Annotated in this window: 13 protein-coding genes; 5 read left to right on the top strand and 8 right to left on the bottom strand. The window is 46.2% G+C overall.

Annotation, left to right across the window (positions count from 1 at the left end; translation table 11 throughout):
• Positions 1-7: 7 nt before the first annotated feature.
• Positions 8-1,087, bottom strand: a complete 1,080-nt coding sequence (locus Q365_RS0100420; RefSeq protein WP_028021481.1) for an ROK family transcriptional regulator — start codon at positions 1,085-1,087, stop codon at positions 8-10.
• Positions 1,088-1,380: 293 nt separating this feature from the next.
• Positions 1,381-2,130 carry a calcium-binding protein gene (locus Q365_RS0100415; protein WP_028021480.1) on the bottom strand — a complete coding sequence of 250 codons (750 nt, stop codon included), beginning with the start codon at positions 2,128-2,130 and terminating at the stop codon, positions 1,381-1,383.
• 284 nt (positions 2,131-2,414) lie between these two features.
• On the opposite strand from Q365_RS0100415, the gene Q365_RS0100410 reads away from it, so the two are divergent.
• The 3 genes from Q365_RS0100410 (at position 2,415) to Q365_RS0100400 (ending at position 5,593) form a co-directional block, all read left to right on the top strand.
• Complete coding sequence (locus Q365_RS0100410) at positions 2,415-3,584, top strand: MFS transporter (protein ID WP_028021479.1); 1,170 nt, start codon at positions 2,415-2,417, stop codon at positions 3,582-3,584.
• Between the two features lie 278 nt (positions 3,585-3,862).
• Complete coding sequence (locus Q365_RS0100405; RefSeq protein WP_028021478.1) at positions 3,863-4,840, top strand: cytochrome-c peroxidase; 978 nt, start codon at positions 3,863-3,865, stop codon at positions 4,838-4,840.
• A gap of 33 nt (positions 4,841-4,873) precedes the next feature.
• Positions 4,874-5,593 (top strand): MOSC domain-containing protein, encoded by a 720-nt coding sequence (locus Q365_RS0100400; protein WP_035024208.1) that lies wholly within the window; start codon positions 4,874-4,876, stop codon positions 5,591-5,593.
• A 106-nt stretch (positions 5,594-5,699) separates the two neighbouring features.
• Here the strand turns inward: Q365_RS0100400 and Q365_RS0100395 are convergent, their stop codons facing one another.
• Entirely contained in the window at positions 5,700-6,050 is a 351-nt protein-coding gene (locus tag Q365_RS0100395; RefSeq protein ID WP_028021476.1) for a DUF2750 domain-containing protein, read from the bottom strand.
• 114 nt (positions 6,051-6,164) lie between these two features.
• The gene (locus tag Q365_RS0100390; RefSeq protein WP_028021475.1) at positions 6,165-7,505 is read right to left on the bottom strand and encodes an aminotransferase-like domain-containing protein; all 1,341 of its coding nucleotides are present in this window, start codon (positions 7,503-7,505) and stop codon (positions 6,165-6,167) included.
• A 261-nt stretch (positions 7,506-7,766) separates the two neighbouring features.
• On the opposite strand from Q365_RS0100390, the gene Q365_RS0100385 reads away from it, so the two are divergent.
• On the top strand, positions 7,767-8,633 hold the full coding sequence (locus tag Q365_RS0100385; RefSeq protein ID WP_028021474.1) for an NAD(P)-dependent oxidoreductase: 867 nt from the start codon (positions 7,767-7,769) through the stop codon (positions 8,631-8,633).
• A 125-nt stretch (positions 8,634-8,758) separates the two neighbouring features.
• Here Q365_RS0100385 and Q365_RS0100380 read toward each other — a convergent pair whose 3' ends face one another.
• The 4 genes from Q365_RS0100380 to ectA form a co-directional block, all read right to left on the bottom strand.
• Entirely contained in the window at positions 8,759-10,180 is a 1,422-nt protein-coding gene (locus tag Q365_RS0100380) for an aspartate kinase (RefSeq protein ID WP_028021473.1), read from the bottom strand.
• A 62-nt stretch (positions 10,181-10,242) separates the two neighbouring features.
• Positions 10,243-10,635, bottom strand: coding sequence for an ectoine synthase (locus tag Q365_RS0100375; protein ID WP_028021472.1), 393 nt, complete (start codon positions 10,633-10,635; stop codon positions 10,243-10,245).
• Between the two features lie 13 nt (positions 10,636-10,648).
• Positions 10,649-11,914, bottom strand: a complete 1,266-nt coding sequence (gene ectB / locus Q365_RS0100370) for a diaminobutyrate--2-oxoglutarate transaminase (protein WP_028021471.1) — start codon at positions 11,912-11,914, stop codon at positions 10,649-10,651.
• A 21-nt stretch (positions 11,915-11,935) separates the two neighbouring features.
• Entirely contained in the window at positions 11,936-12,481 is a 546-nt protein-coding gene (gene ectA / locus Q365_RS0100365; protein WP_028021470.1) for a diaminobutyrate acetyltransferase, read from the bottom strand.
• Between the two features lie 510 nt (positions 12,482-12,991).
• Between ectA and Q365_RS0100360 the strand changes: the two genes are divergently transcribed.
• A complete protein-coding gene (locus Q365_RS0100360; RefSeq protein WP_028021469.1) occupies positions 12,992-14,446 on the top strand; it encodes a glyceraldehyde-3-phosphate dehydrogenase in 1,455 nt (484 codons plus the stop codon).
• Positions 14,447-14,589 lie beyond the last annotated feature (143 nt).

Raw genomic sequence — 14,589 nt, 5'->3', positions numbered from 1 at the left:
TTCGCTCTTAAATTGAAAGATTGCCGTTTTCGGGTAGGCGAAGGCTTTCCGCAAGTTTCAGTTCAGCCGTAAGTAGTTTTTGCCACGCCATTGAAGCTGCGCCCATCGCAGCAGCTTGCGGGCCAAGCAGCGAGAACTCGATATTCGGTTTGGCAATCAACAAACCTGATAACCCATCACTGTGATTTCTTAATGATGCGGCGAGTTCCGAGCCAAATGACATGCCATTTCCACCAATCACGATTCGACGAATACTCATCAAACCGCAAAGATTTACTGCCAGTGCAGAGAACTCTTTAATGATGACGCTTGGCGTCGCCTCTGTACCGCGAATCAGCTCCTGGCTGTTGAATTGCCCTGCCATGAATTCTTCACCGTAGAAGAGTTGACGGTTTAGAATCATTCCCACGCCTATCCCCAACTGGTGGTAGTGCTCTCTGGCATGGTGAGTTGAGAGTAATACGTAGAGAAAATGGTCATAGGGGAGACTGCGTTGCTGCATTAGCTCTCCCCATGCACCACAGTTAGCATCATTATCAATAAACACAGGATAAGGGAAATGACGCTTAAACAGCGGAGCGAAATTTATAGACGAACGAATATTGAGAGAGTGAGACACCAATAGTTGGCTTTTGTCTGGGTCAATCAGCCCTGGCATGCCGATGCCAATAGCAAGAATGCGGGGGAATAATTTTTGTATGGTGTTAACACAGGGAACAAGTGCTTCGATTAAAGCGGTATCAATAGAAACTTGCGTGTTGATCGGGAGCATATCGTGGTAGATGACTTGTCCGAGCAAGTTTACAACCGAAACTTTGAGTACATCTGAGTTAACGTCAACACCAATGATCACGCCAAAGTCAGCATTAAACACCAAAGACATTTTGGGACGTCCGCCTTTACCAGACATGGCTTTGGGCTGCTCAAGGATCATGCCGATATCAAGTAAATGGTTGACGGCTTTGGTGACGGTAGATTTGTCGAGTCCCAGCTTGGTCGCCATATCAATGCGTGACACCCCAGGCGACTGCCATAGAGAGTTCAGGATACTTGCGGTGTTACCGGTGCGACTGAGTTTTATCGACAAAACATTAGTTTCCAAAATCAACTTAACCAATGTCATGTTATTGATAGCGTGATAAAAAACAATCCAATGTCTTAACTTCAGGCGATGAATGCGGACTTATATTCAATAAGTTGAAGTGAATCGAATTTGGTATGAAAAAAACGTTGGCAATATCAGGCGTCTTACTAATGGTGTAGGTTGCCATTTGCAACTATTTGTTTTCGGGAATATTGGCATTCGTGAATTTGGTATATCAGTACTAGCAAATATGCCTCGTCGCAAAGTGACGCCGAGGCTTATCAAAAGAGATTAACCTAGAAAAGAATGGGATCAATAGGGTCGAGATCATCGGAATTGAACAGATCACTCATAGTGACGTCCTGACTATCGATACCATGTAAGACAATAGACACTTTGTCCTGAAAATCGACCACCATATTTGCGCCTTTCTGGGTAACGATGAAAGACGTTTCTGCATTGGTTTGGTATTCATCGCCGTAGAAGTGAAATTTTAGGCTATCGATTCCGACCTCGAAATCCTTAATTCGCACGACGGTGTTGCTTGGGTCTACGTTTTCGGAGGAATCAAATTCGAAGAAATTAAAGGAATCTTCTCCATCGCCGCCAATGCAGTAACTCACACCGGACTCCGCAGCACCGAGATCTCTAAACGAGAAGAAATCATTTCCGGCTCCGCCATTCATGGTGCAATTTTGCGAACTCTCAGAAGCCAGAACATCGTCTCCAACGCCCCCATCCATCACATCTCGATAGTCACCTCGCTCTGTTCCAGCATCAATTTTACTGAGTAGGTGATCGTTCCCTGTTCCCCCGCGCAATGAATTGCTGCCGGCATTGGCAAATATAAAATCGTTGCCTGCGCCGCCGATGAGTATGTCATCGCCAAGGCCTGAAAAAATCGTGTCGTCACCATCAAAACCGACAATCTTAAGATCATCGTCGTCACGACTTAAATCGAAAAAGTCGTTGTGAATTGAACCATAGATAAAATCGACATCTGATTCGCCGACGATTCTTATCGGCGTGTTTGAAACCACTGACATATCCAATACCATCCTTGAGTTTAACTACTGATACGAGTTGCCTTGCTACTTATTACAGATTCACACAATTTGCTGATTTTTGGTGGCTTAATATCGAGACAGTTCTGTTAGAAAGCCTTACAAGCCATCTTCAGGTTACTTGGGTATATAGAACCGCTGATGTCGCGATGAAGTGAGTCTACAAAATAAGGCACGGAATATTTCCGTGATAAGGTTGCTGTGATTAACGCGGTGCGGGATACTCGAAGTGCTTTGTCTTTATTACAAAATACGGTGTTCACGGAATGAATATAAATGTCTGGCTGTTGGCGTTATGCCAAGCTCTTTTAATGAGCGGCAATATTGTCCTTATTTCGGTGAATGGGCTTATCGGCCAACAACTGTCACCCAGTGATAGTTGGGTGACTTTGCCTGTGTCGACCCAGTTTGTTGGTCTCATGCTCGCCACTATTCCAGCTTCTCTCATTATGGCCAAAATTGGGCGAAAGAATGGTTTCATGCTCGGTAACGTGATTGGAATACTGGGTGCCATGCTTTGCGTGTACGCATTGAATCAAGCTGAGTTTTGGTTATTTTGCTTTAGCACCTTGTTGCTGGGTATTGGTATCGGGTTTGGCACGTTATACCGGTTTGCAGCGATAGAAGTGAGTGACCCTGATAGCCGTGATAAGGCGATTTCTCTATCTATGGTGGGTGGCGTATTAGCTGCGGTGGTGGGTCCAAATCTCGCCATTGCCAGTCAGCACTGGCTGCCGGGAACGCATTTTAGTGGCGCTTTCGTTGGAATTACCGTTCTCTACGTGCTTTCACTTATCGTTCTTCAATTTATTGGTTTGCCTCCAGTAACCCCTGTTGAAAAAGACAGCCAACCGCGAGCCGTGTCGCATATCATTCGAGCGCCGGGTTACTTGGTTGCGGTGTTTGCCGCTGTTGTGGCTTATGCCGTGATGAATCTGCTCATGACGGTTACGCCGATTGCGATGCATAAACATGGCTTTCAATTTGAGCAAGCGGCGTTAGTGATTGAATGGCATGTGCTGGGAATGTTTTTGCCTTCTTTCTTTACGGGATCGCTCATTGGAAAGATCGGCAACCGAATGACGATTATTCTGGGAAGTTTGTTCTTCATTGCTTGTATTCTGGTCAACATGAACGGGGTGTCAGAATGGCATTTCCGCATCGCATTAGTGCTGCTTGGTGTGGGGTGGAACTTCATGTTCATTGGTGCAACCAGTAAGCTCACCCAAACGTACCTACCTCAGGATAAGTCGCGAGCTCAGGCCATCAATGAGTTTGCCGTGTTTGGCAGTGTGACGATTACTGCGTTATTGGCGGGCAACTTAGAAGTCACTTTGGGTTGGCAATCGCTTAATTTAGCTGTGCTTCCCTTTGTTTGTGCTGTGCCATTGATTTATATGTTATTCACCCGCTCTCCGACGAAAGTGAAGGCATAGTGCTGTGTAACATTTTCGCTGTTAGATAGATCAAGAAAGGGCGCTGATTGCGCCCTTTCTTTCGTTTTTCAATTGATTAGTGAAGTCTCCCTTTCATGCAGAGCTTGGTATTGAACTTGGTATTGAGCTTGGTATTGAGTTTGGAATTAGCTTTGGTTGTTTCGTTCTTATCACGCTTCATTCGTTTTTTCTGTTGATTCCATCGATTTATCCCGCTGTCACTGGTCGATAGTCGGTGCCTATACTCTCAGGCATATTCCCGATAAGAGGGTTATAGAATGAACACGATTTGCAAAGCGTTACTCGTCAATTCAACGCTCTTTTTTTCTGCAAATGCTTCCTCGGCAGAACCCTTACAAATGCTCGCCAATGATTTATTTGGTGCACTGCCACGTGAGATGCCAGGCAGCGAATTCGATACCCCAGAGAGGATTGCTCTTGGCAAAGCGCTGTATTTTGAAACGGCACTTTCAGTCAATGACAATCAATCTTGCAATACCTGTCATAACCTTCTTGACGGTGGGTCGGGAACTGAACCGCTATCCGTTTCTGTGGGTTCGCGCGGTACATTGGGTACGCGGAATAGTCTGACTACATGGAATGCAGGCTTTCAATTTGTTCAATTTTGGGATGGGCGTGCGAAAAACCTCGCAGAGCAAGCCAGTGGGCCGATCACTAATCCAATTGAAATGGGTTTGTCTTCCAAAGAGGAAGCGATTAAGAAGCTCAAAGAGAAAGGTTATCAAGATGCTTTTGTTGCCGCATTTCCTGATGCTGACTATGCGCTGACGTTTGATCATCTGGTCGAGTCTCTTGCTGCGTTCCAACGCACCTTAGTGACTGAAGATAGGTTTGATGCTTACCTAGCGGGTGAAACGACCGCACTCACTGATCAAGAAAAGCGCGGTTTGGATCGATTTATTTCTACAGGGTGTAATGCGTGTCACAACGGGCCATTGCTTGGTGGTGAGCTATTCATGAAAATGGGTTTAGTCAATGCCTACTCAAACACGACCGACAAAGGCCGCGCGCACCTCACTGGCAGTTCAGCAGATAACTTTATCTTCAAAGTGCCGACGCTAAGAAACGTTGCACAGACTGCCCCCTATTTCCATGACGGAGCGGTTTTCGATTTAGATCAAGCTGTCCGTGATACGGCATGGCACCAACTTGGGGTGACGCTCAGTGAAGAGGATGTGAAAGACATCAGTGCATTTTTTACCGCTCTTGATAACACCAAGAAAATTACGTTCTAGACATTATCGACTATCAATTTTGGAGAATTCGCTTTGCAAGACGCATTGAACCCGTTGCTTTCATCAACACCGACCTTTGAGTTGGCTAACATCTACCGCGGAAAGGTTTCAGAGTGCTACGGCCTTCAAACTGCAATGAACAAGGTTGAAGTTCTAGGTGATGTTTATTTGTCTGATACCGGATTGGACGGTGATGAAACCGCGGATAAAAAGCACCACGGCGGGCCAGAACGCGCACTTCATCATTATCCGCGAGAGCACTATGCATTTTGGCGAAAAAAGCATGGTGATGAGCAGGATTGGCAAGCGCCGGGTATGGGAGAGAACATCAGTACAGTAGGGATGACAGAAGACACTGTATGCATTGGCGATCGTTACCAATGGGGCGATGCCATCATCGAAGTCAGTCAGCCTCGATCACCGTGTTTTAAGCTCAACCAGCGTTGGGACGTAGAGAATTTTTCCGTCGACATGCAAGCGCTCAGCCGTTGCGGCTGGCTTTATCGTGTGATTCAAACCGGCACAGTGAATCAACAACTGCCACTTGTGTTGATATCTCGCCCCGAGAAAGCCATGACGCTGCGTGAAGTGTGCGATGTGTTCTTTGGTGACCCTCTTAATGAAGAGGGATTGGCCAAGTTGCGAGAGCTGCGTGCGTTGTCAGAAAGTTGGATGGGAGTCGTGAAGCTTCGCCAAGAAACGAATGAAGTCGAAAACTGGAACTTTCGTTTGTTGGGTCGCGCTGCCCCTTGATGAGTCCACACGGGCAAATCGTCGAGTTATTGAGGCGACAGAAATGACAAAGGGCATCGGCTTGAAAGCGGATGCCCTTTTTTAATCTTGCTAATCGATAAGACGATTACAGATACATTTTCGCTAGTGTAGCAGGCTCAACTTCTTTGCCTTCAAGCGCAGCGTTCCAGTTGATACCAACTAGCACGCCATCTTCGTCTAGCGTGATCAGCCAATCTTGAACGAAAACGTCTAATGGGATTTCTTTCACTTCGAAATCTGCCCACTCTTCCACGTTGTGAAGCTCTGCATCTTCTTTAGAAGACCAGAATGGCATGATTTCGCTGTTTTCAAATTCGGTAGAATCGCATGCCAGCCAACCTTCTTCATTGGTAAGACCCCAAACTTGGTTGGTTTCTTGTGTTTCTGCAATGAAAAGCGTCAGGTTTGCTTCGATGTCAGCAGTCAATTTGCTCATTTTTAGATTCTCAGTGATTCAATGCGAGCGCTAGAATATCATTTTAATCCCAAATGCGCTTGTATGATGTAAAGCCACAAAATTTTGGTGTATACCCAAGACATTGTACGTGATTCAAAACGGAGCTAAAGACACCACATGACTGTCGAGTAACGACTTTAATTCTTTAAGCCCTTGCGTTAAGGCATCGTTGTTCTTTATCGACATCAAAGAAAGGCGAATACAATTAGGGTGGCTATCGCCAGCGGCAAAGTAACTGCCACTGGTGACAATCAAATCTCGCTGTTTCGCTTCCATTACAAAGCGCTCTTGTTGCCAATGTGCTGGCAAGGTTACCCAAACATGATAGCCATCAGCTTTTGATATTACGTCGCCAAGTATGTCTTTTGCGATGGTCTGTCGCTGTTTAGCAATGTCTCGTTGAGCCTCTGCCATTGAAAACGCCTCACCGCTGCTGATTAACTGTTCTGCGACGATGAAATTTATTGGAGAAGCCAACCAAATGTTGGCGCGGATATGGGCGTTCAGTGTCGGCAATAAATGATCAGGGGCAACAACAAAACCACAACGCATGGCGGGGCTAATCGCCTTAGATAAACCTGAGATGTGAATACCTTTCTCGGGCAGCCAATGACATATTGCAGGCAAGGTGGCTTCGTTCAAAAAGCCGTAAATGTCGTCTTCTACCAAATAGGCTGACGAATGCTCAATGATCGCGGCAATGGCTTTTCGGCGTTGAATAGGCATGGTGATGCCCGTGGGATTTTGATGAGAAGGAATGGCGATAACCAATTTTGGTTTGTGCGAACGCAATACTTCTTCAAGCACTGATGGAATGAGACCATCATTGTCCATGTCGACGCCGATCACTTGGCGTCCTGCCAAACTGGCGATAGCCAGAATGCCAGGGTAGGTGAGTGCTTCTACTGCAATAACATCACCGGGCTGGGTCAGTGTTTCAATCAATAATGACAAGGCGTGTTGTGCGCCATTGGTTAATAACACATTGCTCGCTGTCGCCGCACTTAATCCATAGCGATGAGCCCATATTGCACCGGCTTCACGGTGTGAAAGGTGCCCCGAATGATCGGTATACGCGAGCAACTCTGGTGAAAAACTCATGGATGCTTTTTGATAGGCAGAGCGTAAGGAAGCGAGATTTTTCGATACATAAGGCTGAAGAATCGAGAAGTTAAACTGAGCATCACTTTCAGCAGGCTGGATAGCCTGATTCAGTTGTGACTCTCCCACCACAAACGTACCGCGCCCCACAAAAGACTCCACGCGATTCATTTCCGCCAGTAGTTTATAGGCTTTGGAAATGGTTGCTGGCGTGGTGTCTAAATCAGCAGCAAGCTCACGGTGTGGGGGCAACTTGGCGTTGGGAGGATAAACCCCTTCATCAATGCGTTGCTCTATCTGACGCGCGATGTCTTTAAATTTGGTTTCGCTCACAAGCATTCCATGCGTTTTCTAACACTGGAACAAATTATGGCTAGCTTTATTCTAAATTGAAATAGTCTATTGTAATCAAATATAACATTGACATATGTCAATTGGTGCAATTATAGTCATCACAACAAACGAAGCGCGTTAAGAAAGAGTATTCACTCTTTGTTTGCGCAGCTAGGTTTAGTATTCATTTTGTTTTTCGTTGTTGCTGTCCCTACTTAGTCAGCCCCAGTCAACATGCACCCAATACGTGAGGATAAGGATATGTCAGAGAAAAAAGTTTCGTTTATCGGTTTGGGTGTCATGGGGTATCCAATGGCGGGTCATCTTACGCGTTCTGGTTTGGGCGTGACGGTTTACAATCGCACCACGGCACGCGCTGAAAAGTGGTCGACAGAGTATCAGCAGCCTTTTGCCAAAACACCACGAGAAGCGGCTGAAAGCAGCGACATCGTGTTTGTTTGTGTCGGTAATGACAATGACGTAAGAAGTGTCATTTATGGCGATGATGGTGTGTTGGCGAGCATGAAACCAGACAGTATTTTGGTTGATCACACCACAACCTCTGCAGAGTTGGCTGAAGAGTTAGCGGCCGCATGCAAAGAAAAAGGCGTTCACTTTATTGACGCACCCGTGTCGGGTGGTCAAGCGGGCGCAGAAAATGGCGCGTTGACCATTATGTGTGGTGGCAATGAAAACATCTTTAACCGTGTTAACCCTGTTTTAGATGCCTACGCCAAACAAGCCGTGTTGCTGGGTGAGAACGGACAAGGCCAGCGCTGCAAAATGGTAAACCAAATTTGTATTGCTGGAATTTTACAGGGATTGAGTGAAGGTCTTCTGCTTGCTCAAGCTTCAGGCTTGGACATTGAGCAGGTTACCAATGTATTGAAACATGGTGCAGCGGGTTCGTGGCAGATGGAAAACCGTGCAGTGACCATGGCGCAGGATAAGTTTGATTTTGGTTTCGCCATTGATTGGATGCGCAAAGATCTTGGGATTTGCCTTGATGAAGCTAAGCGCCATGACTTGACGCTGTCGTTGACGCAAGAAGTCGATAGCAAGTATGCGTGCCTTCAAGAGCAAGGCTTGGGGCGCATGGATACTTCAGTGTTGATCAAAGCGAATTAAACGCTAGATAGAGAATCAACACGAAAGAGATTGGTTAGCACGACTAGTCACAAATAAAAACGCTCATTGATGAACTCAATGAGCGTTTTTGTTTTACGTCAGTGCCTGACAATCAGTAAAGCCAGTTAAGCGACGTGCTGCTTTTTTGTCTGTTTAGTGGCGGTGAAAAACTCGTCATGCAGAGCGCGGATTGTGCTGTCATACGCGTCATCTTTTACCACGAACTGAACGTTCACGTTGCGCATTGAAGAGTGCACCGCAATCGGAGCAATGCCATGGTTCATAAGGGCCAATACACCACGGCTCAAGGTCGTGTTGGTGTTGATTTCAGCGCCAATAGCCGAAATAAGAGCCACCCATTGACCCGTAATGGTCGAGTTAGGGAATCGCTTCTCGGCTTTGTATAGCAAGTGATTGAGGTTTTTCACTGCACCACTGAGGTAATAAGTGATGGAGTTAGCATTCATTTCTTTACCCACCAAGCTGACACGGGCATCGGCAATGATTTCCATCATCTCGTAGCCCACGTTGTCCACTTGCCCTACCATGGCTTGGTCGAAAATATGCAAGGCAAAGACTTTGTTTTTACCGGCAATGATTTCGATTTTCTCGGCATCAGGTTGGTATTCCTGAGAGATCAAGGTGCCTTGGTGTTCCGGCTCGAATGTGTTTTTGATTTGTAGCGGAATGTTGTTTTGACGCAAACCAGAAGCCGCATTCGGGTGAATAGCTTCCATCCCCAAGTTGGCGAGTTGATCCGCGACATCAAAGTTTGATTTGCCAATCGGCAGTACGTTTTCTGGCCCCGCAATACGTGGGTCAGCACTGCTCAAGTGATATTCTTTATGAATAATAGCAAGATCGGCTGAGGTCTGGCATGCGATGCGGCTAAACGTCATTTCGCTATAGCCACGATCATAGGTTTTCATCAACCCTTCGTCACAGTATGCATACCCCGTCACGATTGGCAGCTCTTTGGTGACATCAATGTCTTCAAAGGCACTTTTGATTACTGTATCCAAGTTGCCGGAAAGGTTGTTATCCCAGCCAGATAAATCAACAAAACGTGCATTCACGCCAAGAGTTTTTAGCTTCAGAGCGGTGTTAAACGCACTGTGTACTTCGCCGATCGAAGATAAAAATTCTCGAATTTGTGGAAGGTACTGGCGAAGAGTGAACTGACCGTATTCACACGTAGCCAAGATGTTGGTGATACAGTTTTGCGCGTCATCCAAACGTTCAGTAATGAACTTGTCGGCTCGGGTGCGGCTTAACGGATCAGCGAACATGTTGCTGTTGATCAACTGTAAGCGTTGTTTGAGGGCATGAAATGCTTCAATCCATCGCTCATCACGCTTCGCAACAAGTTGGTATATGCCCGGCTCGCCAGAGCGTTTGCACTCAAGAAGTGCGTCGGTGATACCGCCGTATGCTGAAACGACAAACACACGGTTATAAGGTGAAGCGGGGCGAAGAAAGATATTGTCCAACACAGCATCAAATGCCGACATGGATGTACCGCCGATTTTCTCTACGGTATAAGTCATGAATACGTCCTTTGTGTATAAAAAATAGGGAGCAAAACGCTCCCTAAAATTGGTGAGTTAGATTAGTCGACGAGGGGATAAACACCGTCTTTGTCGTGGACTTCACGACCTGTAATTGGCGGGTTAAATACGCATGCCATTACCATTTCTTTACCTTCACCTGAGTAGGCACGAAGGTAATGCTCATCATTTTTGTCCAGAATGTACAAAGTGCCAGGCTTGATGGGGTAAGTTTCACCACCGACGACTTCAATTTCGCCTTCGCCAGACATGCAGTACACAGATTCAAGATGGTTCTTGTAGTGAATATGTGTTTCTGTGCCTTCGTAAATCGTTGTGATGTGGAAAGAAAAGCCCATCTGATCGTCTTTAAGGAGCATGCGAACACTTTCCCACGTTTCTGATACAACTCGACGTTCGCTGTTCTTACACTCTTCTAGCGTTCTTACAATCATCTTTCCTAATTCCTTACGACGCTTTGCGGGTGGCAGCATTTGAAACATGTTCAGCTGCTTGTTCAAAAATATGCAAACCTTTCTCTAGCTCTGACTCACTAATAGTCAGTGGCGAGAAGAATTTGACAACTTCATCATCTGGGCCTGCTGTCTCAATGATCATGCCATTTTCAAAACAGTGATCAGCAATGTCCGATGCAAATTCTGGGCGCTTACACTCAATACCCTGCATCATGCCGCGGCCTTTGGCGCGAACGAAAAGACTTGGGAAGCGTTTCAACACACGCTCGATTGTCTTTGTCACTTGCTGGCTTCGAGCGGCAATGTGCTGCTCAAAATCGTCATTCTGCCAGTAATTTTCGATAGCTGTGGTTGCAGTGATGAACGCGTGATTGTTACCGCGGAATGTACCGTTGTGCTCGCCTGGTGACCACTTATCCAATTCAGGTTTCAGTAGCACAAGTGCCATTGGCAAACCGTAACCACCAATAGATTTGGACAAGGTCACCATGTCTGGCTTGATGCCTGATGGTTCAAAGCTAAAGAACGTACCTGTACGGCCACAACCTGCTTGAATGTCATCAACAATCACAAGCACGCCATTGTCTTTACAGATTTTGCTTAAACGTTGAAGCCATTCATTAGAGGCAACGTTCAAACCACCTTCACCTTGCAGGGTTTCCAGCAATACTGCAGCAGGTTTATCTAGGCCACTTGAGTTGTCGTTAAGCATGGCTTCAAACAGCGCAAGTCCGTCAATACCTGCATAGCCTTCATAAGGGAGACGTGACGTGCCAGTCAGTGGCATGCCAGAACCACCACGGTGGTGTTGGTTACCTGTTGCTGCCAACGCGCCGTAGGTACAACCATGGAAGCCATTGGTAAAGGTGACGATGTTTGCGCGGCCGGTGACTTTACGTGCAAGTTTCATTGCAGCTTCAACCGCATTGGTGCCGGTTGGGCCGGTAAACTGCACTTTGTAATCAAGATTTCTAGGTTCGAAGATGTGATTACGGAGTGCGGTTAGAAATGCGGCTTTAGCTTCGGTGTGCATGTCTAGACCGTGTGTGAGGCCATCGTTGGTGATGTAGTCAAGCAACGCTTGTTTCATGATGTCGTTGTTGTGACCATAGTTAAGCGAACCTGCGCCTGCGAGAAAATCAATGTAGCGCTCGCCCTTATCTGTGGTTAACCAGCAGCCTTTCGCTGAAGTAAATACGACAGGGAAGCGATTACAGTAAGACTTAACGTTCGATTCTTTCTCGTTAAAAATGTTCATCATGTTTCCGTTTTTTTAAAATTAAAGATTTTTGTTCAAAGGAATGCGAAATAGAAACTCGGTATCGTGGCGGCCTTTAAAATGCTGCGCTTCATCGAGAAACACAGAAACCTCACCTTTCTTGCCATTGGCCGCTTCAAGTTTTCTAAATAGATTCCAAGACCCTTCATTCGATCGCGTGATGGTCGTTTCAACCGCGACAACGTGCTGCAGATGTTTGCGCTTTAGTAGCCCTTGCAACATGCGATAAGCCAAGCCTTTTCCACGCATGTCAGGAGACACGGCGACTTGCCATACGAAGAGTTCACTGGGTGCATCCGGTTTCAAGTAGGCAGATATAAATCCAGCAACCTTACCGTCATGTTCAGCGACAATGCAGGTCTTATTGAAGTGGGATGATTGGAGGAAATTACAGTACGAGGAGTTTTCATCAAGGGGGGGACAACTGGCGATGAGGCTATGTATCTTAATGCCATCATCGATTCGCGGAACACGAAACATCCATTCGTCCTGTTCCGTCCTAAAGCGCGTTAACGCTGCGCTTTGGTAAATTGTCTCAGTACTCATTGTGGTTTAAATCCTTTAGAGGTCTAAGCATTAAATCCCTTTAAATGATACCTGTGATAGATAATTTATCAAGTCTAAGTCACCACTTTAAGAATAATCCCTTGTATCACGGGCTTTTATGTGGGGCGAGAGCGAGTGACTCGAAAATGAAACATTTAGTGGTGTAATTAAGTTGTCATCAAATTGTCAGATAGAAAGACGTCTTTGCGGCTACGAAGGCAATGCTGGTCTTATTTGGCGACGATTATTAAGAAAAATGCAGGGCAAAAATTGAAAGACTTACGTTGTAAACTTTCAATCATATTTTCGAGGATCGGAGATTATAAATTTTTTGGACAGTAAATTTTCAACAGATAAAGAGGTAAGGCATTGAATAAAATGGGTAACTCTTAGAACTTCTTTTTACTTGGTTAATAATTATCCTGTCGTTAGACTCTTCGCCAAAATAATAAAAACAGTCTCAAGCCCCCTTTTAACTGTGAAACACCCAAAAAGGCAAAGAAAGTAACCATGAGCCCAGAACAATATCTTACCCAATGGCAACAGAGCCAAACTGACGCGGAAACCATGTCTCCTTTGATTGGTAAACTTTACCGTGAGAAAGGCGTTGAAATTCAGATCTACGGTCGTGCGGTGATCAATGCGAGTACGATAGATTTGCTTAAATCGCACCGTGTGGCGCGATGGTATACCGGTCAGGAAGTGACTACCTCCCATACGTTGCCCCTTCTGGAAACGCTCGCAGAGTTCGACTTGCCAGCTTGCCGCATTGACTTGGGACGTCTCGCTAGCCTTTATTGGCGTGAGCATCAAGATTGTGGCGAGTTAGAAGATTTTTTAAAGACATCAATCGCACATCTACCAAAAAGCACGCCTCTTAAGGAGCCCAAAGATGTTGTGCTGTATGGGTTTGGACGCATTGGACGTTTGGTCACGCGACTAATGATAGAAAAAAGCGGACCAGGGTATCCTTTGCGCTTAAGAGCGATTGTTGTACGTGGCGGCAAAGATGGCGACTTGGAAAAGCGCGCCAGCTTGCTGCGTCGTGATTCGGTACACGGACCGTTCAACGGTTCGATATTGGTTGATGAGGCGCGTAACGCTCTCATCGTGAATGGGAACTACATTCAGTTCATTTACGCTAACCATCCGTCTGAGGTTGATTACGAAGCCCATGGCATTCATGACGCCGTGATAGTTGATAACACCGGTATGTGGCGCGATGACGAAGGTCTTGGTCAACACTTAACCGCCAAAGGCGCTGCGAAGGTATTGTTAACTGCTCCCGGAAAAGGCGACATCAAAAACATTGTGTTTGGTGTGAACCATGACGATATTGAAGACCAAGACACCATTATTTCTGCGGCGAGTTGTACCACCAACGCTATTACTCCTGTATTGAAAGCGATCAATGATCAATATGGCGTAGAATCTGGCCATATCGAAACGGTGCATTCATTCACGAATGACCAGAACCTGATCGACAACTTCCACAGTGGTGATCGACGTGGACGTGCTGCTTCATTGAACATGGTGCTGACGTCGACAGGTGCCGCCAAAGCAGTGGCGAAAGCCTTGCCCGTGTTGAAAGGCAAGTTGACGGGTAACGCGATTCGCGTACCTACTCCCAATGTATCGATGGCGATTGCTAACCTGAACTTAGCCAGCAACGTTGAGCGTGAGTCACTGAATGCGTTTTTGCGTGAAACCGCGCTTGTTTCTCCGTTGGCTGGACAGATTGACTACACCCAATCTACCGAGATCGTTTCGTCTGACATCGTTGGTTCTCGTTATGCGGGAGTGGTTGATAGCCAAGCGACCATCGCAGAAGATAACCGCTGCGTCTTGTATATCTGGTACGACAATGAATTTGGCTATAGCTGTCAGGTAATTCACTGTATTGAGCATATGGCAGGAATGCGTTATCCGGTTGTGCCTGCATTGAAAAGCGAAACGAGTCTATAGACTCAAGCAATCAGCCTCTTCCTAGAGCGTGGCCAAGGTGAAAGAGCGGCTTAATTGAGCCGCTTTTTTTGGCTTCGCTATCCGCAATGCAAAGAAAGAATCAAAGCAACGCGCTGATAAAATGAAAAATGGTGCCTCACATT

The sequence above is a fragment of the Enterovibrio calviensis DSM 14347 genome, from assembly GCF_000621165.1.
GTDB lineage: Bacteria > Pseudomonadota > Gammaproteobacteria > Enterobacterales > Vibrionaceae > Enterovibrio > Enterovibrio calviensis.
Note: the sequence above shows the minus strand (reverse complement) of the source record. Positions and strands in the feature narration are given on the sequence as shown.

Coding starts and splice junctions, on each gene's coding strand:
- ectA (WP_028021470.1), bottom strand. CDS start 12,481: ATGAGTACTGAGACAATTTACCAAAGCGCAGCGTTAACGCGCTTTAGG.
- Q365_RS0100415 (WP_028021480.1), bottom strand. CDS start 2,130: ATGTCAGTGGTTTCAAACACGCCGATAAGAATCGTCGGCGAATCAGAT.
- Q365_RS0100360 (WP_028021469.1), top strand. CDS start 12,992: ATGAGCCCAGAACAATATCTTACCCAATGGCAACAGAGCCAAACTGAC.
- Q365_RS0100375 (WP_028021472.1), bottom strand. CDS start 10,635: ATGATTGTAAGAACGCTAGAAGAGTGTAAGAACAGCGAACGTCGAGTT.
- Q365_RS0100380 (WP_028021473.1), bottom strand. CDS start 10,180: ATGACTTATACCGTAGAGAAAATCGGCGGTACATCCATGTCGGCATTT.
- Q365_RS0100395 (WP_028021476.1), bottom strand. CDS start 6,050: ATGAGCAAATTGACTGCTGACATCGAAGCAAACCTGACGCTTTTCATT.
- Q365_RS0100385 (WP_028021474.1), top strand. CDS start 7,767: ATGTCAGAGAAAAAAGTTTCGTTTATCGGTTTGGGTGTCATGGGGTAT.
- Q365_RS0100410 (WP_028021479.1), top strand. CDS start 2,415: ATGAATATAAATGTCTGGCTGTTGGCGTTATGCCAAGCTCTTTTAATG.
- Q365_RS0100405 (WP_028021478.1), top strand. CDS start 3,863: ATGAACACGATTTGCAAAGCGTTACTCGTCAATTCAACGCTCTTTTTT.
- ectB (WP_028021471.1), bottom strand. CDS start 11,914: ATGAACATTTTTAACGAGAAAGAATCGAACGTTAAGTCTTACTGTAAT.